Below are 18,041 nucleotides of genomic sequence, written 5' to 3' on the forward strand. Positions count from 1 at the left end.
CACGCTTTTCACCACTCACCAGGCCGAGCGTTAGCTCGCCTGCAGCTCTTGATCTTGATCCACCCGCCCCATCGGGAGGCTGAGTGGAGGTGTTCATCCGGGGATTGGCGCGCAGCGCCGTTCGACGCAGTCGAACTCATCGCATGTAGGTGCCAGCGAAGCCAACCGGAGGGCGATGCCCCCGGATGAATGCCGGAGCGAAGGAACCCCGAGCTCTAGCGAGGGGCCGTACGCAAGGGGCGAGACTTTTTGGTTCCTTTTGTGTCGTTTGACAAAAGGGACTCGCCGTAAGGGCGAAACCATAAGTCGCCGTTACCGCAGCAACGGATATGTACACCGACCCATCACCCTATAACCCAAGGCGAAACTGCTTAGGCGTAATCCCGAACTGCTTACGAAACGCCCGAATAAAATTACTCGGCTGCCGATACCCCAACCGCTCGGCGATCCGCTCGATCGGCTGATCCCCCGCCGTCAACCAATGCCGCGCCATCTCCAGGCTGTCACTGCGAGCATGCTGCACCGCAGCCGTCTGCCAGTGCCGCAACATGCTCTGATGCAAAAACGCATTCGCCCCCAACAACGGCTCATCAAGGCTGGCCGCGGGCAGGCTCAAGCACGGATGCGAACCCTCCAGCACCTCGACACCCACACTGCGCAACCACTTCCCGGCAGCCTGTCGCGGCGTCAGGTGGACCGCGACAAACACCTCGGCCGGCGCTCGCCCCAAGCGTCGGGCAATGTTACGCACCAACGTCAGCGTCGCCGCATCAAGGCCAAAAAAATGCGTCTGCTGGCCAACACTGCGCAAATGCAAACGAGCCTGCCCGCCGCCCTCCTCCAGTTCCGCCACCACACAGTTGGTCACCCGCGGCATGAACTCGGTAAAGCACGCCAGGCTCGCACGCAGGGTCGCGGCAGAGTCCAGCAAGATATTCAAGCCGCGCAACGTGGTGGTCGCCATGCCGTTGACCAGTTCACAGCCAAACGACGCCCCCGCCCCCGCTCGCTCGCACTCATTCCACAAACGTTCGACCAGATGCGCCGGCACGTGCAGGTCCTGCCCCTCGAGCAACGACAGGCAGATGCCGGCCCGTTGCAGCAACTGGTCCTGACACAAGCCGGACTGCCGGGCATGACTGAGAATGGTGCGGGTAAAGGCGCTGGAGATGAATGGTTGACTGGTCATGGCACGTTACGGCGAGAAGACAGGCGTGTACTTATGCCAGTCTCTATGCTATCGATCCAATGCATTAAAAGTATCCGCCAAATGCAGGAGACGCATGATGGACCTGAGACAACTCCGCCACCTTGTCGCCCTGGCCGATTACCGCAATTTCGGCCGGGCCGCCGAGGCGATCAATCTCAGCCAACCGGCCTTCAGCCGCAGCATCCAGACCCTGGAGCGCGACCTCGACTGCGCGCTGGTGGAGCGCGGCAGCCGTGAATTTCGCCTGACCGGCCAGGGCGAACTGGTGCTGCAACATGCCCGGCGCCTGCTCGCCGGCAGCCAGGCCCTGCACAACGAACTGACCCAATACAACGGCCTGACCGGTGGCGAATTGCACTTCGGCTGTGGCCCCTATCCGGCCCAGGTGCTGGTGCCCGAGGCGCTGGCGCAATTCATCCAGGCTCACCCGGCGATCCGTATCAGCTTCCATCAGGGCGACTGGGAACAACTGGCGGTCTGGCTGCGTGAGCAGCAGATCGAATTCCTCGTGGCCGACGCGCGCTACTTCACCGGCGACCCGCAATACCAGGTACAGCTGTTGCGACCCCGGCGCGGGCGGTTCTTTTGCCGGGTCGGCCATCCCCTGGTACAGCAGCACAACCTGTCCCTGCGCGCCCTGCTCGACTACGCGGTGGTCGGCACGCGAATGCCGCCGATGATCCGCAAGATCCTCGCCGACGTGCAGGGCGAGGCGGACTTCAACCCCAGCGTGGAATGCGCGCAGTTCGATGCCATCCGCCGCGTGGTGATGCACTCCGACGCCGTCGGCATCGCCACCGTGGAAGCCTTGGCCGAACTGGTCGACCAAGGCCTGATCCGCCTGCTGGAATTTGCCGATGTGCCCAAGGAGGATCCCGGCCTGCAACTGCACTACGGCATCGTCAGCCGCGCCGGCCACTCCCTGACACCGGCGGCACTGGCGATGGTCGATGCGGTGCTGTCGGTCGACCGGCGTTTGTTGGCGTCGAATTAGTCGAGTAACCACGGCCCCCTGTGGGAGCGAGCTTGCTCGCGATGGGGCCGGGTCAGTCAACATCACTTTTGACTGACCTGCCGCTATCGCGAGCAAGCTCGCTCCCACAGGGTTCGTCGCAGCTTTGAAGTCACGCACGCCGCGCCATGGCCTGCAACGCCCGAGGCTCTCCCAGCGCACGCAGCAGACAATGCATCGCCTCTTCGCGGCTGCGCTCGAAGCGATAGCGCGACTCGATGTACAGCGCCAGCTTCAGCTCAACGGGTTCGTCCAGGGGCAGCGGCGCCTGTTGCAGGCCCAGCACACTGGCGACCCGACTGGGCAGGCTGATGCCGAACGGCTGGCGGTCGGCGATCAGCTTCGCGGCCAGGGTGCTCTGGGTGCTCATCGCCACATTGCGCCGCAGGCCTTTCAAGCCAAGCTGCAAGTCCACCGGGCTGAGCCCGTCGCGGCGGCTCGACACCTGAATCTGCGGTTGCAGCAGAAACTCCTGCAGGGTGCGCGGCGGTTCCTTGAGCGCGGCGCCATAGGCGAACACGTAATGGTCGGCGGGCAATGTCTGTTTGTGCAGGCCGGCCAGCCCGGCCAGCGGCTGGTCGAGGTCGATCAGGATATCCAGCTTGCCGCTGGCCAGGTCCTGCAAGGCGTCACGGCGCCGGGGCTGGAAGTACCGCACCTGCCAATCGGCGTGGGGCGATTCGAGCAAGGCATCGAGCAGCACCGGTTGCAGGCAATCCAGGCAACTGATGCGCAGCAGCGGATTGTTCTGCCGTGCGGCGGGGATCATGCGCAAGCCGTCGCGCAGTGACTCGAGCGCGGCACGCACGAAGTCGGCCAGGCGATGGGCGACCAGCGTCGGCGTCACGCCCAGGCGACTTTTGATGAACAGCGGATCGCCGCACAATTCGCGCAGGCGACGCAACGCATTGCTCATGGCCGGCTGCGACAGGCACATCACCTCGGCGGCACGGGTGACGCTGCGCTGCTGGTAAATCGCATCGAAGGCGAGCAACAGGTTCAAATCGAGCTGGCGTAAATCAAGCATGGTCTTGCTCCGGCAAATCGCTTAACGTCGGGCAGCCTAACCAGTGTTCCGGAACAAGCTGTGAGCCCTACATGACAAAAAGCGATCAGCCACTGCACGCCCCATCGATACCCAATGCGTTCTACGCACCGACCCTGCTGCCGGCCATCGAAGAGTTGCTGGCCCGTGGCGTGAACCGGGACAGCATCGAAGGCCTGTTTCGGCGCAGCCTGTTCGAGTTGCGCACGCCATTCATGCGCATTCCGCTGTTCCTGTCGCGGCGCTTCTGGGCGTTTGCCCTGGAACAGAGCGGCGACCCGCTGATCGGCCTGGCGGCCGGTCGGCGTTTCGTTTCCACCGCCACCAACGGCCTGACGTACCTGTTCGACGTGGCCGATTCACTGGACAGCGCCTGCGAGTATTTCGTGCGCTTCTTTCCGTTCTTCAACGGGCACTTCCAGGCGCGGATCGTGCGTGGCGACGACAGCGTCGAACTGCAGTTGCTCGACCGCGGCAGCGTGAAAACCTGCGCGGCAACCACCGACTACATCCTCATCAGCCTGTGCAGCATGTTGCGGCGCAAGTTCCTCGCCAGTGGCCTGGAGCGTGATCCGATACTGGCTGTCGCGTTGGCCGGCCCCTGCACCGCCAACCCGCAGGATCACGAGCAAGCCTTCCGCGCCCCCGTGCAGTGGCAACAGGCACAACACGCGATCCGTCTCGATCCGCAGCTGTTCGTTATCCCCTTGACGCCGGGCAACCAGGAACTGGAAGGCACGCTGGTCGAACTGCTGGAGCAGACCCGACGCAACAGCGAACCGACCTTGCTGGAGCAAGTCTGCGACCATTTGATCGCCGACCTCGCCGCCGCCAACTGGCAGCAATTCTGTAGCACCCAGCACTTGCTCGAGCGCACCGCGGCCCGACGCTTGAAGGCGTTGGGCTGGAGTTTTTCCGAGTTGCTCGACGAGTACCGCCGCTACCGTGCCGAGGACTTTTTGCAGGGAACGGACCTGGAACTGGTGGAGATTTCCGACCGCCTGGGCTACAGCGATGTGCAAAGTTTCAACCGTGCATGCCTGCGGTGGCTGGGGTGCGCGCCGGGCGCCTGGCGAACCCGGCAAGGTCGATAAAAGCCACGCTCGTACGCCATTGATTTTTGCGTCCCACCAGTTTCCAGCTACAAATGATGGGTGGGTTGAATGTCCAGCGTCCTGACAGCGGATATCACGGGTCGGACATCGATGGATGGCTTCGGTTTTAGGGAAGGTCAGGCGCATGGCTCAAGGCAAGTACCGCTCCGACATCGATGGGCTGCGCGCTGTCGCAGTGATCGCAGTGCTGCTGCATCACCTCAAGGCCGGCCTGTTGCCCGGCGGCTACGTCGGCGTCGACATCTTCTTTGTCATCTCCGGGTTCCTGATCACGTCCCAGGTGTTTTCCGAGGTCAGGCGCAATGCGTTCTCGCTGAAGGGTTTTTATCAGCGGCGCATCAACCGCATCGTGCCGGCGCTGGCGACGGTGCTGCTGGCGACGGTGATCGTCGGCGCCTTCATCCTGTCGCCGGTCGACCTGGTGCGGCTCAACGTCAGCGCCCTGCTGTCGCTGCTGGGCGTTTCGAATATCTATATCTGGGTCAAGTACGGTAACTACTTCGCCGCCGATGCCAGCGAAGCGCCGTTGTTGCACACCTGGTCGCTGGGTATCGAAGAACAGTTCTACGTCATCTGGCCGCTGTTCATCGTGCTGCTGTATCGCCTGGCGCCGCGTTACGTGTTGCCCGTGCTGGCCATCGGCGTGGTGCTGGCGGTGGGCGTTTCCGAGTACGCAACCGGGGTCTTCGCCACGGCCGCCTACTACCTGCTGCCCACGCGTTTTTTCGAATTGATGCTGGGCGGGCTGCTCGCGGTCTACCTGCACCAGCCACGGGTCATCGGCAAGCTGGCGGGCCATGTTTTTGCGCTGGCGGGCTACCTGCTGATCGGCTTCTCGCTGTTTGCCTTGAACGCCAACTCCACCTTTCCCGGGATCAACGCTTTGATCCCCTGCCTGGGCGCCGCCCTGTTGATCCTGGCCGGCAGCGGCGAGCGTCATTCGCGCCTGCTCACCAGCCGGCCCATGGTGTTCATCGGCCTGATCTCCTACTCGCTGTACTTGTGGCACTGGCCGCTGATTGCCTTCCTCAACTACCTGGAAATCCCCATCGATCTGCGGGTGGGGGCGCTGCTGATCGGCGCTTCCATTCTGCTGTCGTGGCTGTCGTGGCGGTATGTCGAAGTGCCGTTTCGACGGACCGGGGCAAGTCTGCATTTTGCCCGGGTCTTCACCCGCCGGTTTGCCCTGCCGGCGTTGGGGCTGGCCGTGCTGGCGGGGCTGAGCGTGCAGTTCAACGGTTTTCCACAACGCTTCAACGCCAACGTCTCAGCGCTTGAAGCGATGACCCTGAACAAGCCCGCCGAGGTCCGCAGCGGCTGCCACGTCCCCAATGCGCTGTACCAGACCGAACCCAACGAGCGCTGCCGGTTGGGCGCGACCAAGGAGGCGCTGGACGGCATCATGATCGGCGATTCGTTCGCCAATCACTTCACCGGCATGGTCGATATTCTGGCCAAACCCAACAACATCATGCTGATGGACTACACCATGGACTCCTGCCCGCCGATCCTCGGCTACACCGCGGAAATGCCCCCGGTGTATGCGGCCCATTGCGCGAAACGCAACGAGCGGGTGTTCAGCCTGATCGAGCAGCACAAGTATCGCTACGTGGTACTGGCGGCGATCTGGCCCAAGGATGAGCGGGCCAGGGACCTGGTCGAAGCGAGCATCCGCCGGGTGGTGGAGAACAGCGGCCAGGTGATCGTCATCCTGAGCAACCAGCACATCGAAAAGGCGGCGAGTTGCCCGATTCGCCGACTGATGTTCGGCAACGAGCGCAACTGCTCGGTCGCCCGCAGTGCACCGGCGCCCTATTGGGCGGACGTGCGGGCCAGGTTCCCGCAAATACGCTTCATCGACCCCAACCAGGTGATCTGCCCGGCCGGCGTGTGCAGTCCGATCATCGAGGGTCAGTTGCTGTACCTGGACGACTCGCACTTGAACGAAGTGGGCTCGCGGTTCATCGGCCGCACCCTGCTCGAGCGTGGCTTCTCCCTGCTGCACGACCCTGAGGTCAAACCGCAAACCGCCGATGCCCGGATTGATCCCGCCGCAGTCAACTGATACCACCTCCCCGTTCAAGGGTGCCCGACCACAAGGGCGCCCGGCTCAGGAAAATGCCACTTCCCGGCGCTCCCGTCGACCTGTCGGATCATTGTATTTTGCAATGACCCGATGACCCCTTGCCAATGGATTGTCGGTCGATTCTTGACACTGGCATTGCGCCATCTGTACGTAAAAATTGTCTGACTTTTTGAAAAGCGTCAAAAAAACAATGACTCAAATCTGACACACTCGATCTGCTACAACCCTTGTATTTCGCGGCTTACGACCGTTTATCGCTTTCTTTGAATTCTCGCCGGCCCCTCAAAATCGGGGGAAAACCCAATAGTGGTGCGACTTTGATGGCAATTGGCCCCCCAGTTTTGGGGGTGTCTTGTCCATTTAACAGACGGTTTGTTGACACGGTTTGCCGAGGCTGGTCTATACCCCTTTTGACAGTTTTACTTCCCGACTCTTCACCGTCTTACGAGGCACGCCAATATGGACGTGAGCGTATTTGGTACGGGCTATGTTGGCCTGATACAAGCAGCGGCACTGGCCGATGTCGGACATCGCGTCCTGTGCGTCGACATCGATCCGAACAAGATCCGGCAACTGCAACAGGCCGTGCCACCGATCAGTGAGCCAGGGCTTTCGGGCACCCTTGAAGAGAACATCAAGGCCGGTCGCCTGCTCTTCACCACCCAGGCCAGCGATGCGGTGGAGCATGCCGACCTGATCTTCATCGCCGTCGGCACGCCCGCCGACGAAGACGGTTCGGCCGACCTCAGCCACGTGCTGAACGTGGCCCGGCAGATTGCCAGTTACATGGAGTCCGACCGCACGCTGATCATCAAGTCCACGGTACCGGTCGGGACGGCGGACCAGGTCAGCGCCACCGCCATCGAAGAGTTGCAACGCCGCGGCAAAGGCTCGCTGAAGGTACGGGTGGTGTCCAACCCGGAGTTTCTCAAGGAGGGCAGCGCCCTGGCCGACTGCATGCGCCCGGACCGGATCATCGTCGGCACCGCTGACGAAGAAGCCCGCAGCCAGATGAGCGAGCTCTACGCGCCGTTCTGCCGCAATCACGAAAAACTGATGTTCATGGACAACCGCAGCGCCGAGCTGACCAAGTACGCGGCGAACGCGATGCTGGCCACGCGCATCAGCTTCATGAACGAACTGGCCAACCTCACCGAGTTGCTCGGCGCCGATATCGAGTCCGTGCGCAAAGGCATCGGTTCAGACCCGCGCATCGGTTACCACTTCATCTACCCCGGTTGCGGCTTCGGCGGCTCCTGCTTCCCCAAGGACCTGCGCGCCCTGCTGCACACCGCCGAGCACAGCGGCATGCCCCTGCGCCTGCTGCGCAGCGTGACCGAGGTCAACGACAGCCAGCGGCATATCCTGTTCAGCAAACTCAAGGCGCGATTCCCGGGCGGACTGGCCGGCAAATCCATCGCCATGTGGGGCCTGGCGTTCAAGCCCAACACCGATGACATGCGCGAAGCGCCCAGCCGATATCTGATGGAGGCGCTCTGGGCCGAAGGCGCGAGCGTGCAGGCCTACGACCCGGAAGCCATGTCCGAATGCCGGCGCCTCTACGGCTACCGCGACGGCCTGCACCTGTGCGCCACCCGCGATGACACGCTCGAAGACGCCGATGCCCTGGTGATCTGCACCGAGTGGAAGAACTTTCGCGTGGTCGACTTCGACCTGCTGGCGAGCAAACTGCGCAGCCGGGTGATCGTCGACGGGCGCAACCTCTACAACCCGGAACAGGTGGCAGCCGCCGGCCTGCATTACAGCGGCATCGGCTTGCGCCACATCGTGCCCGAGGCCGTGCGTCCATGAAGATTCTCGTCACCGGAGCGGCCGGTTTCATCGGTGCCCATTGCGTGCTGCGACTGCTGCGCGATGGCCACCAGGTGTTCGGCCTGGACAACTTCAACAGCTACTACGACCCGCAACTCAAGCACGATCGCGTGCGTTGGGTGCAGGAGCAGGCACGCCCTTTCCAGCTCTCGACGGTTGACCTGGCCGATGCCACGGCCATAGAGACCCTGTTTGCCGAGGAACAACCCGACGTGGTGATCCACCTCGCGGCCCAGGCCGGTGTGCGTTACTCCCTGGAAAATCCGCGGGCGTACCTCGAGAGCAACCTGAGCGGCTTTTTGAACATTCTCGAAAGCTGCCGCAAGCACCCGGTCAAGCATCTGATCTACGCCTCGTCCAGCTCGGTGTATGGCGCCAACCAGCACACACCGTACTCGGTGAAGGACGGTGTCAATCATCCGCTGTCGCTGTACGCCGCGACCAAGAAGTCCAACGAGTTGATGGCCCACAGCTACAGCCACCTGTTCGGCATTCCCTGCACGGGGCTGCGCTTTTTCACGGTATACGGTCCCTGGGGCCGGCCTGACATGTCACCGATCCAGTTCGCCCGGGCCATTGCCGAAGAGCAGCCGCTGAAGCTGTTCAACTACGGTGAGCACCAGCGCGACTTCACCTACATCGACGACATCATCGAGAGCATCACGCGCCTGATCGAGTGCCCGCCGCAAGCCAACGACCAATGGGACCGCGAACACCCGGACCCGGCCACGAGCATGGCGCCCTGGCGGATCTTCAACATCGGCGGCCAGCACCCGGTGCAGCTCAAGGACTATCTGGCGCTGCTGGAAAAGCACATGGGGCAAAAAGCCCGGGTCGAACTGCTGCCCCTGCAGCCGGGCGATGTCCTCAACACCTGCGCCGATGCCAGCGACCTGGCCCGCGCAACCGATTACCAGCCACGGATCGAACTGGATGAGGGACTTGGGCACTTCGTTGCCTGGTTCCGCACTTACTACTAACTAACTAATTAACTAACAAAGTAATTAACCCGGCAACAACCCAGTAATACCTAAGTAGTAACCAAGCACTAACCAACTAATTAATTAATTGCGTAATTAATTAAATGACTGCCTATCGCCCACGCCGCACGCGGCTGAACTATGCGGAGGATTTATGACTGGACATGAGAAAAGTGTGCCCCTGGACAAAATGCGCAGGGACAAGCGCATGGACCCCGAGCACCGCATGCGCATGGACGCCGCCATTCACATGCAAGGCCGTGGCTGGTTGACCGGTCGCGACGGTGGCCGATCGTGGACCCTGTCGCGCACCAACCGCGTGCTGGCCTGCCTCGGTGCGCTGACGATCCTGGTGCTGATTGCGCCGGTGCTGCTGGGCCTGGCACTGGCCATCAAATGCACCAGCCCGGGACCGGTGATGTTCGTGCAGAAGCGCACCGGCTACCGCGGCCGCCTGTTCGGCATGTACAAGTTCCGCACCATGGTCACCAACGCCGAAGAGCTCAAGGAGTCCCTGCGGCACCTGAACAAGCACGGTGCCGACGCCATCGATTTCAAGATCGACAAGGACCCGCGCATCACCGGTATCGGCGGCTTCCTGCGGCGCACCAGTCTCGACGAGCTGCCGAACCTGTTCAACGTGGTGACCGGCGACATGCGTCTTGTCGGGCCCCGGCCGACTTCGTTCAACGCCTATCGCTACAAGGACAACCACCTCGCGCGCCTGAGCATCTACCCCGGCATGACCGGCCTGTGGCAGATCTCCGGGCGCAGCAATATCGACTTCGACCAGCGCGTCGAGCTGGACCTGACTTACATCGCCCAACAGAGCCTGCTGCTTGATTTGAAGATTCTGTTGAAAACCCCTTTCAAAGTGTTCAGCGGCCACGGAGCGAGTTAAATGGACGGTTCAACTGCTAAAAGTCTCAGCATTGCCAGCCCGAGCGAGTCCAACCTGACATCGACCGTGCTGGACCAGGACCTGCGGATCCTGTTCCTGACCGCCGCCAACCCCGGCGCAGGCACCACCACCAGCGCCCTCGCGCTGGCCAGTCAACTGGCGCAGATGAGCAGCGGCCTGGTGCTGCTGGTGGATGCCAGCCAGTCGGCGACCAACCTCACGCAACAGCTGGGGCTGACCCGGGAACGCGGGCTTCGCGACTTGTTGTTCAACACCCAGAGCCCGCCCTTGTTGCAGGACTGTGTGGTCAACGTGTCCAGCCTGCCGTTCCACGTCCTGCCGTTCGGCCGCCATTCCCGTGGCAACGAACACCTGACCCCCGAACGCCTGAGCCCGCTGCTCGATCAGCTCGTCAGCCAATACCGCTTCGTGGTGATCGACGGCGATGCGGTGTATTCGGATTCCGACACCCTGGTCATCAGCACCCAGGCGGACGGCGTGGTCATGGTCGTGAGCTGCGAAGACACCCGCTGGGAAGTGGCCCAGGCCGCGGCCCAGCGCCTGAGCCAGGCCGGCGCGAAACTGGTCGGCAGCGTGTTCAACCGACGCAAGTACTACATGCCCAAGTGGCTGTACAAAAACCTGTGAGCAACCAGATAAGGATGACGCCATGAACGCCAAGATGCTTGTCCTGCTGTTGCTGCCCCTCGCAGGTTGCTCCAGCACGCCCACCGAACAATCGCAAAGCATGCCGGTGCAGATCCTCACGGCCCCGCCGGCCAACGCCCAGGCCACTGACGTGCCCAAGGTCGAACAGACCTTGCGGCCGCAAGATGTGCTGGACGTGATCTTCCACATCAGCACCAGTGGTTCGGACGCCTATCGCGTGCAGTCCGGGGACATGATCGCGCTGAATTTCACCGCCGCCAGCCAGCTCAACGGCAACCAGTTGGTGCTGCCCGACGGCACCATCGAACTGCCGGGCGCCAACACCACGGTGAAAATCGAAGGCCTGACCCGCGATCAGGCACGGGAGGAAATTCAACGCGCCTACGATCGCAAACAGCTGTTCCAGCCCAACCGCAATCAGCTGTCGGTGATCCTGGTGACCCCGCTGACCAATGAGCAGAACCTCAAGTCCGTGCTCAACCACCCCGGCACCGGCATGAGCCGGGAAATCACCGTGGGCACCGACGGCTACGCCAGCTTCCCGGAAATCGGTTCCGTGCCGCTGCAAGGCATGACCGTCAACCAGTTGGAGGACTTCCTCAATAAACGCTACGCCAAACTGCCGGGGCGCATGACCGTGGACGTGCTGCTCAAGTCCACCGCCGGCAACGAAATCTATGTACTGGGTGAAGTCGGCCAACCGGGTTCCTACCCGATCCGCCGTCCGGTGTCGGTGCTCGAGGCCCTGACAATGGCGCGGGGTTCCAACGTCAAGGCCCGCCTGGACTCGGTGATGATCATGCGGCGCAACGGCAATCAGGTGGTCGCGCACCGTTACGACGTGGAAAAAGCCTTGTCCGGCGACGCCACCCAGATCGCCTACCTGCAAGCGGACGACATGCTGTACGTGCCCAAGACCAAACTGGCCAGCGCCGGCGAACTCGCCCGGCAACTGGCCGACGTGGTGTTGTTCCAGGGCGTGGGCATGAGCTTCAGCTACCGCGTCGACAACAAAGACAGCAATGACTAACTCACAGGTGACCGCCATGAATCCAAAGGAAAACTACCTGCATGAGTTCTTCAGGATCTTCTTCGCCAACAAGCAGTTGGTGAAGCGAGTCTTCCTGGTCTTTGCAGTGATCGCCGTGGTCTTGCCGCTGATGCTCAAGCAGAGCTTCGATATCACCGCTCAGGTGATCGTGCAGTCCAAGAAAATCTCCCAGGGGGATGCCACCAGCACCCTCAATCAGGAAAACGCGTCCTTCATTCCGCCGTCGCTGGCGGACATGGAGACCGAAAGCAACATCCTGCGTTCCCCGGCGTTGATTCGTCAGACCATCGGCCAGTTGCGCGAAAAGGGTGAGTACACGCCGCCCGTGAGCGTCTTCAACAAACTGCTGGTGCAACCGTTCAAACAGTTTGTGGTCAACCCCGTGCGCGAGCACGTGATCAACCCGCTGCGCAACACGCTCGGGCTGCAGACCGATCCGGTGCGCGACACCGTGCTCGATGTGCTCACGCAGGAAGCGGCCGACGCCCTCAAGGTGGAAACCTTGCCGGGCTCCAACGTGATCTCGATCGTCTACAGCTTTCCTGACCCGGCGCAAGGCACCAAATTCGTCGCGGCCCTGCTGCAGAACTACCTGGTCAGCCGCCAGGAAATGCAATCGATCGACCTGCCGCAGAGCTTCTACGAAACCAAGAAGCTGCAATACCAGGTGCGACTCAACGGCCTGGAAGCCAATCGCCTGGCCTTGCTCGAAAGCATCGGCTCGTCCGACCCCAAGGAAGAGATCACCTTCCGCCTCAACGCGATCAACACCGAGGAGCAGGCGCTCAACCTGTATCAGGACCGGCTGCTGCAAAGCCAGCGCTGGCTCGACTACCTGAAAACCAGCCTGGCGACCGCCAACAACGCCAGGTTCAATGACTACACCTTCCCCTACACCTTCACCACCACGGTCGACAACGTCGCTTTCGAAGACCGCGAGATCAAGCAACTGGGTGAGCAACTGACCACCCTGGTGAGCCGCTACATGAGCGACCTGGCGATCTTTCAGCCCGGCAGTGAACCGATGCTGCTGGCTCGCGAGCAAATCACCCGGACCCGTGGGCAATTTTTGAAGATCGTCAGCAACCGGATCCAGGAGCGCACCAGCGACCTGGCGACGATCGGTTCGGTCATCGACCAGAAAACCGCGCGCATCGCCGAGTTCAAGAACCGCATCCACCAGTTGCAGGAAACCCAGAGCAAGCTGCGGCAGATGGACACCGAGATCGACGCGCTGCATGCGGCGTTCTCCACCTATGCCCAGCGCTTCGCCGAAAGCAGCACCGCGCGCGCACTCGACAACGACCTGTCCAACGCCCGGGTGCTCAGCCCGCCGTTCGAACCGACCGAAGCGGCGTTTCCCAAACCGATGCTGATCATTCCGTTCGGGCTGTTCACCGGTCTGCTGCTGGCGATTGCCCTGGTCTACGTGCGTGAGTTCTTCGATCACCGCTTCAAGCACCCTGCGCAAATCACCCATGAACTGGGCTTGCCGGTGCTGCTGGTGATCAACGATCAAAACACCCTGCCGAACAATCCGCACCGCAACTGGAGCGTTCCTGCCCTCGTGCATTGGGTGCGCAATTGAACGCGGCGCTCGGCACCCCGCGCGACCTGCCGATCATTCATTTGCTCAGCAGCGGCGGCTTCTATGGGGCCGAGCGGATGCTGCTGGATCATTGCCTGGCGACGCCGGGGCAGCACCAGGTGCTGTTTCTCGATGCGCCGCCAGCGCTGATCGCGCGTTTTCGCGAGGCCGGCGTCGATTGCCTGGGATGCGCGGGCCTGGGTGCGTTGCTCGGGCACTTGCGCCAACGCCGGGACCAGCGGCCACTGATCAATACGCACAACTTCAAGGGCCTGTTGTTCGGCTGGGTGGGCGCCACGCTGTTGCGCCTGCCGCTGGTGATCACCCAACACGGCTTCACCCCGCGCAGCCGCAAGCAGAAGTTCTACACCTGGCTGAGCCTGCAGTTGTGCCGCACGGCTTCGGTGGATCGGGTGGTGTGCGTCGCCGAAAGCATCGCGGCGCTGCACCGCCAGGCCAACGTGAGCACGGACAAATTGCAGGTGATCCCCAACGGCCTGCCGGCAGCCAACGACCTGCTGCCGCACAGCGGCGCACGTCAACGTTTTCTGGCCGGCTACGTCGGGCGCCTGAGCAGCGAAAAGGGGCCTGACCTGTTTCTCGATGCACTGATCCCGTTGTGCCGGCAGTACCCGCAACTGGATGCGGTGATGCTCGGCGACGGACCGGAGCGCGAAAGCCTGCAGGCGCGCATCGACGCGGCCGGGTTGCAGGCGCGCATCGCCCTGCCCGGCTACCAGACCGACATGCGCGCCTGGTGGCGACAACTCGATGCGCTGGTGATCAGCTCGCGCACCGAAGGCACGCCGATGATCCTGCTCGAAGCGATGCAGGCCGGGGTGCCGGTGGTGGCCTTCGGCGTCGGCGGGATTCCCGATGTCTTGCAGGACCGCCACAACGGCCTGCTCGCCGCGCCCACCGACAGCGCCGCCCTCGCCCGCCAGATCGGCACGCTGCTGCGTGACCCGGCCCTGGCCGGCTATTTGGTCGACAACGCAAAACGTACGCAACGCGATCGCTACGACCTCAAGGCTTTGGCCGAACGCTGGTCGCAGCTGTATATCCGGACCGCACGGGAGGCACGCGCGTGATCTTTCCACTCTCGATCGTCAGTTTGCTCGGCCTGGTCTGCCTCGGTTTGCTGGCCAGCCCTTATCCGTTTCTGGCGCCGGGAGCGGTGCTCGGCCTGGTGGGTGTCGCGGTGCTGTACCGCAGGCCGACCTGGGGCCTGTTGGGGATTGTCGCCATCGTGCCGTTCGAGGGTCTGTTCAAGGACAACGCGTTTTCGGGCTCCAAGTTCCTCGGGGCCTCACTGGCGCTGATCCTGATGCTTCAACTGGCGATTCGCCAACTGCCGGCCGAGCGCCTGCGCAGCAATATCTGGCACTTGCTGGTCGGTTTCATGCTGCTGTACCTGCTCAGCCTGTTGAACACCGACGACATGGGCATTTCCCTGGGCCACCTGCGCGAATTGAGCGTCGGCCTGATTCTGTTTGTCATCACCCTGCTGGTGGCGCGTGAGTTGAATCTCGACATGTTCGCCCGACTGGTCGCCATCAGTGTCGCGGTGACCTGCGCCATGGCGATGTTCTCCACCAAATACCAGGACGCCGGCCGCGCCTCCGGGCTGCTCAAGGACCCGAACAATTTTGCCCTGATGATCGCCTTCGCCGTACCCATGGCGCTGTTGCTGGTGGTGCGCAGCCCGAACCTGTTGCACCGGTTGTTCTGGGGCGGCTGCACCCTCCTGCTGCTGGGCGGCATGACCAAGACCGAATCCCGTTCGGGGCTGGTGGTGTTGTTCCTCAGCCTGTTGATCGGCGCCTGGCATTACCGTGCGCAGTTGCCGCGCATTCGTCCACGCCACCTGGGCTTTGCCATGCTCGGCCTGGCGATCGTGATCCCGCTGGCACTCTATGCGATGCCGGCCGGCTACGTGGAGCGCATCCAGTCGCTGAGCATTCTCAGCTCCGGAGCGAAGAGCCAGGACCCGTCCCTGGGCCGTCGCGCCTCCTACATCGTGGTCGGCAGCGGCATGATCGCCGAGAACCCGTTGCTCGGCACCGGCCCGGGCACGTTCCCGCTGCACTACGCCATCACCGGTTACGCCAAGGCCTTTTCCATCAAGGGCGAGACCGCGGACCTGTACCGGCGCGCCCACAACACCTACCTGGAAATTTTCAGTGAACTGGGGATTCCCGCCGGCCTGATGTTCGTCGGCATGCTGGCACTGGGGCTGTACAACCTGCTGCGCGCCCGCCGCGCCTGGCTGTTACGCGGGGATGGAGCGCAGGCCGACGTGATGACCCACCTGGGCATGAGCTTCCTGTCGTTGACCCTGTTCCTGATGTTCCTCAGCGCGCCGAACCACAAGTACCTGTGGATCATGCTCGCAATGACCTGCGTGTTGCGCATGAGAGCCGAAGAAGCCCCGCACAAAGAGGTCAGGGCATGAACCGAATCAGTATCGTCATCCCTATGTACAACGAGGCCCGGCACATCGCCCGGACCCTGTTCGCGGCACAACATGCCGCCGATGCGGCCAATGTCGAATGCGAGTTGATCGTGGTCGACAACGGCTCCGACGATCAGGGCCCGCAGATTGCCCGGCAGTTCGGCGCCCAGGTGCTGGTGCTGCCCGGCCTGCTCATCGGCGCGTTGCGCAATCGCGGCGCAGCGCTCGCCACCGGTGAATGGCTGGCCTTCATCGATGCCGACATCGAGATGCCCGAGAACTGGTTCACGCTGCTGCCGGACCTCGAGTCCGGCGGCCAGGCCGATGTCATCGGCCTTGACCTGCACACCCCGGCCGAAGCGCCGTGGTACGCCGATGCCTGGCAGCGTCGTACCTTGCGCCCCGACACCCAGTCGCCGCATGTCGTGCAATGGCTGCCCAGTTCCAACCTGCTGATGCGCCGGCGCTGGTTCGACAAGGTCGGTGGTTTCAATGAACAGCTGCGCACCGGAGAGGACAAGGAACTGACCATGCGCCTGGCCGACGCCGGCGCCAAGCTGCTTTCGGTCAACCAGAGCGTGGCGCTGCACTGGGGCTACGAAGGCAGTTGGCGGGAATGGATGGGCAAGGAATTGTGGCGCCAGGGCAGTCATCTGCAACTGCTGCGCACCCATGGCCCGAGCCTGCGGCTGCTGCGTTTTCCGCTGCTGTCGATTGCCGCCTGGGTGATCGACTTCATGGCCCTTTCCGCCCTGCTCGACGGTTTCCCCCACCATGCGGCGCTGATGCTGCTGCTGACCGTCCTGCCTGCCCTGGGCCTGAGCCTGCGCCAGAGCGCCAAACACCACGATACGCTGCTGACCCTGCAACTCTGGGGCCTGCACTGGGTGCGCCTGCACCTGGCGGGCGCCGCGTTCATCCTCAGTCTTTGTCATTGGAATGCCAGGAGGCCCGCCCGTGGCTGAATTCATTTTCTGGTTGTGCCTGTTGCTGCCGGTTTACGCCTACCTCGGCTATCCCCTGCTGTTGACGTTGCTGGCGCCGCTGTACCCGGCACCGCGCCATGCACCGGCACAGCCCATGGACGTGAGCATCGTGATTGCCGCACACAACGAGGCGCGGCATATCGAAGAAAAATTGCGCACCGTGCTGGCCCAGGATTACCAGGCCCGCTCGCTGCACATCATCCTCGCCAGCGACGGCTCGACCGACGACACCGTGGCCTGCGCACGCAAGGTCGAAGACCCGCGCATCAGCGTGCTCGACCTGCCCCGCCAGGGGAAAGCGGCAACGCTCAATGCCGGGGTCGCGATCAGCAGCGGCGAAATCCTGGTGTTCACCGACGCCGACAACCAATGGTCCACCGACACCCTCGGCCACCTGCTCGCGCCGCTCAACGACCCGCAAGTCGGTGGCTGCGCCGGGCACATGGTGATCCCGGTGACCGGCAAGGGCCTGAGCATCGGTGACAGCCTGTATCGGCACTACGAAGGCTGGCTGCGCTACGTGGAAAATCGCACCGGCTGCATGGTTTCCGCCGACGGTGCCCTGCTCGCGCTGCGCCGCGAGCTGTTCCAGAACGTGCCGGCGGAGGTCAACGACGACTTCTTTATCAGCACCTGCGCGCCGGTCGCGTTCAAGAAGATTGTCTACGTGCCAGAGGCTAGGGTGATCGACCAGGGCGTGGACGAAGCCGACAAACAGTTCCGCCGCCGCCAGCGTGTCACCGTGGGCGGCCTGCAAAGCCTGGCCCAGCGCCGCGAGCTGCTCAATCCGCTGACCCACGGCCTGTATGCGCTTGCCTTGATCAGCCACAAGCTGATCCGGCGACTGGCGCCGGTCCTGTTGCTGCCGTTGCTGCTGAGCAATTTCTGGCTGTGGGGCGAACACGACTTTTATCGCCTGAGCCTGATCGCGCAACTGCTCGGTTACACGGTGGCCATTGCCGGCCTGCTGGATTCGCAACACCGCTTGCCCAAACCCTTTCGCCTCGCCGCGTTCCTTCTGGTGACCCTCGCCGGGATGAGCATCGGTCTGTGGCAGTTCCTGCGCGGCCAGCGTTACGCCCAATGGAACCCCGAGCAAAATCGATGAGA

15 protein-coding genes are annotated in these 18,041 nt (G+C 62.8%); 13 read left to right on the forward strand and 2 right to left on the reverse strand.

Translation table 11 applies throughout. The features are described from left to right. Nucleotides 1-349: 349 nt before the first annotated feature. Entirely contained in the window at nucleotides 350-1,189 is an 840-nt protein-coding gene (locus AB4O16_RS05380; RefSeq protein ID WP_160389014.1) for an AraC family transcriptional regulator, read from the reverse strand. A 97-nt stretch (nucleotides 1,190-1,286) separates the two neighbouring features. Here AB4O16_RS05380 and AB4O16_RS05385 point away from each other — a divergent pair, with 97 nt between their 5' ends. After that, nucleotides 1,287-2,204 (forward strand): LysR family transcriptional regulator, encoded by a 918-nt coding sequence (locus AB4O16_RS05385; RefSeq protein WP_460157221.1) that lies wholly within the window; start codon nucleotides 1,287-1,289, stop codon nucleotides 2,202-2,204. A 130-nt stretch (nucleotides 2,205-2,334) separates the two neighbouring features. Here the strand turns inward: AB4O16_RS05385 and AB4O16_RS05390 are convergent, their stop codons facing one another. Next, the gene (locus tag AB4O16_RS05390) at nucleotides 2,335-3,249 is read right to left on the reverse strand and encodes a LysR family transcriptional regulator (protein ID WP_460157222.1); all 915 of its coding nucleotides are present in this window, start codon (nucleotides 3,247-3,249) and stop codon (nucleotides 2,335-2,337) included. 71 nt (nucleotides 3,250-3,320) lie between these two features. Between AB4O16_RS05390 and AB4O16_RS05395 the strand changes: the two genes are divergently transcribed. From AB4O16_RS05395 to AB4O16_RS05450, 12 genes are all read left to right on the forward strand, one after another. After that, nucleotides 3,321-4,361 (forward strand): AraC family transcriptional regulator ligand-binding domain-containing protein, encoded by a 1,041-nt coding sequence (locus AB4O16_RS05395; RefSeq protein ID WP_460157223.1) that lies wholly within the window; start codon nucleotides 3,321-3,323, stop codon nucleotides 4,359-4,361. A 145-nt stretch (nucleotides 4,362-4,506) separates the two neighbouring features. Continuing rightward, complete coding sequence (locus tag AB4O16_RS05400; RefSeq protein WP_460157224.1) at nucleotides 4,507-6,447, forward strand: acyltransferase family protein; 1,941 nt, start codon at nucleotides 4,507-4,509, stop codon at nucleotides 6,445-6,447. Nucleotides 6,448-6,927: 480 nt separating this feature from the next. Further along, nucleotides 6,928-8,280, forward strand: a complete 1,353-nt coding sequence (locus AB4O16_RS05405) for a UDP-glucose dehydrogenase family protein (RefSeq protein WP_460157225.1) — start codon at nucleotides 6,928-6,930, stop codon at nucleotides 8,278-8,280. Continuing rightward, entirely contained in the window at nucleotides 8,277-9,281 is a 1,005-nt protein-coding gene (locus AB4O16_RS05410; RefSeq protein ID WP_460157226.1) for an NAD-dependent epimerase, read from the forward strand. Before AB4O16_RS05405 ends, AB4O16_RS05410 begins: the two co-directional genes overlap by 4 nt. A gap of 154 nt (nucleotides 9,282-9,435) precedes the next feature. Beyond that, nucleotides 9,436-10,182 (forward strand): sugar transferase, encoded by a 747-nt coding sequence (locus AB4O16_RS05415; protein ID WP_150718881.1) that lies wholly within the window; start codon nucleotides 9,436-9,438, stop codon nucleotides 10,180-10,182. Beyond that, nucleotides 10,183-10,830 carry a CpsD/CapB family tyrosine-protein kinase gene (locus tag AB4O16_RS05420; protein ID WP_160389007.1) on the forward strand — a complete coding sequence of 216 codons (648 nt, stop codon included), beginning with the start codon at nucleotides 10,183-10,185 and terminating at the stop codon, nucleotides 10,828-10,830. 22 nt (nucleotides 10,831-10,852) lie between these two features. Next, nucleotides 10,853-11,881 carry a polysaccharide biosynthesis/export family protein gene (locus tag AB4O16_RS05425; RefSeq protein ID WP_460157227.1) on the forward strand — a complete coding sequence of 343 codons (1,029 nt, stop codon included), beginning with the start codon at nucleotides 10,853-10,855 and terminating at the stop codon, nucleotides 11,879-11,881. 16 nt (nucleotides 11,882-11,897) lie between these two features. After that, entirely contained in the window at nucleotides 11,898-13,490 is a 1,593-nt protein-coding gene (locus AB4O16_RS05430) for a GumC family protein (protein WP_460157228.1), read from the forward strand. Further along, on the forward strand, nucleotides 13,487-14,581 hold the full coding sequence (locus tag AB4O16_RS05435) for a glycosyltransferase family 4 protein (RefSeq protein ID WP_460157229.1): 1,095 nt from the start codon (nucleotides 13,487-13,489) through the stop codon (nucleotides 14,579-14,581). The genes AB4O16_RS05430 and AB4O16_RS05435 overlap by 4 nt, the downstream gene beginning before the upstream one ends. Next, nucleotides 14,578-15,945 (forward strand): O-antigen ligase family protein, encoded by a 1,368-nt coding sequence (locus tag AB4O16_RS05440; protein WP_460157230.1) that lies wholly within the window; start codon nucleotides 14,578-14,580, stop codon nucleotides 15,943-15,945. The genes AB4O16_RS05435 and AB4O16_RS05440 overlap by 4 nt, the downstream gene beginning before the upstream one ends. Next, entirely contained in the window at nucleotides 15,942-16,910 is a 969-nt protein-coding gene (locus tag AB4O16_RS05445; protein WP_460157231.1) for a glycosyltransferase family 2 protein, read from the forward strand. The genes AB4O16_RS05440 and AB4O16_RS05445 overlap by 4 nt, the downstream gene beginning before the upstream one ends. Then, nucleotides 16,903-18,039 (forward strand): glycosyltransferase, encoded by a 1,137-nt coding sequence (locus tag AB4O16_RS05450; RefSeq protein WP_460157232.1) that lies wholly within the window; start codon nucleotides 16,903-16,905, stop codon nucleotides 18,037-18,039. The genes AB4O16_RS05445 and AB4O16_RS05450 overlap by 8 nt, the downstream gene beginning before the upstream one ends. Nucleotides 18,040-18,041 lie beyond the last annotated feature (2 nt).

The sequence above is a fragment of the Pseudomonas sp. S2_H10 genome (assembly GCF_054668285.1).

Excerpts from the sequence above, each read along its gene's own strand:
- AB4O16_RS05430 (WP_460157228.1), top strand. The coding sequence starts at position 11,898 with ATGAATCCAAAGGAAAACTACCTGCATGAGTTCTTCAGGATCTTCTTC.
- AB4O16_RS05400 (WP_460157224.1), top strand. The coding sequence starts at position 4,507 with ATGGCTCAAGGCAAGTACCGCTCCGACATCGATGGGCTGCGCGCTGTC.
- AB4O16_RS05390 (WP_460157222.1), bottom strand. The coding sequence starts at position 3,249 with ATGCTTGATTTACGCCAGCTCGATTTGAACCTGTTGCTCGCCTTCGAT.
- AB4O16_RS05385 (WP_460157221.1), top strand. The coding sequence starts at position 1,287 with ATGGACCTGAGACAACTCCGCCACCTTGTCGCCCTGGCCGATTACCGC.
- AB4O16_RS05415 (WP_150718881.1), top strand. The coding sequence starts at position 9,436 with ATGACTGGACATGAGAAAAGTGTGCCCCTGGACAAAATGCGCAGGGAC.
- AB4O16_RS05445 (WP_460157231.1), top strand. The coding sequence starts at position 15,942 with ATGAACCGAATCAGTATCGTCATCCCTATGTACAACGAGGCCCGGCAC.
- AB4O16_RS05405 (WP_460157225.1), top strand. The coding sequence starts at position 6,928 with ATGGACGTGAGCGTATTTGGTACGGGCTATGTTGGCCTGATACAAGCA.
- AB4O16_RS05420 (WP_160389007.1), top strand. The coding sequence starts at position 10,183 with ATGGACGGTTCAACTGCTAAAAGTCTCAGCATTGCCAGCCCGAGCGAG.
- AB4O16_RS05410 (WP_460157226.1), top strand. The coding sequence starts at position 8,277 with ATGAAGATTCTCGTCACCGGAGCGGCCGGTTTCATCGGTGCCCATTGC.
- AB4O16_RS05380 (WP_160389014.1), bottom strand. The coding sequence starts at position 1,189 with ATGACCAGTCAACCATTCATCTCCAGCGCCTTTACCCGCACCATTCTC.
- AB4O16_RS05395 (WP_460157223.1), top strand. The coding sequence starts at position 3,321 with ATGACAAAAAGCGATCAGCCACTGCACGCCCCATCGATACCCAATGCG.
- AB4O16_RS05425 (WP_460157227.1), top strand. The coding sequence starts at position 10,853 with ATGAACGCCAAGATGCTTGTCCTGCTGTTGCTGCCCCTCGCAGGTTGC.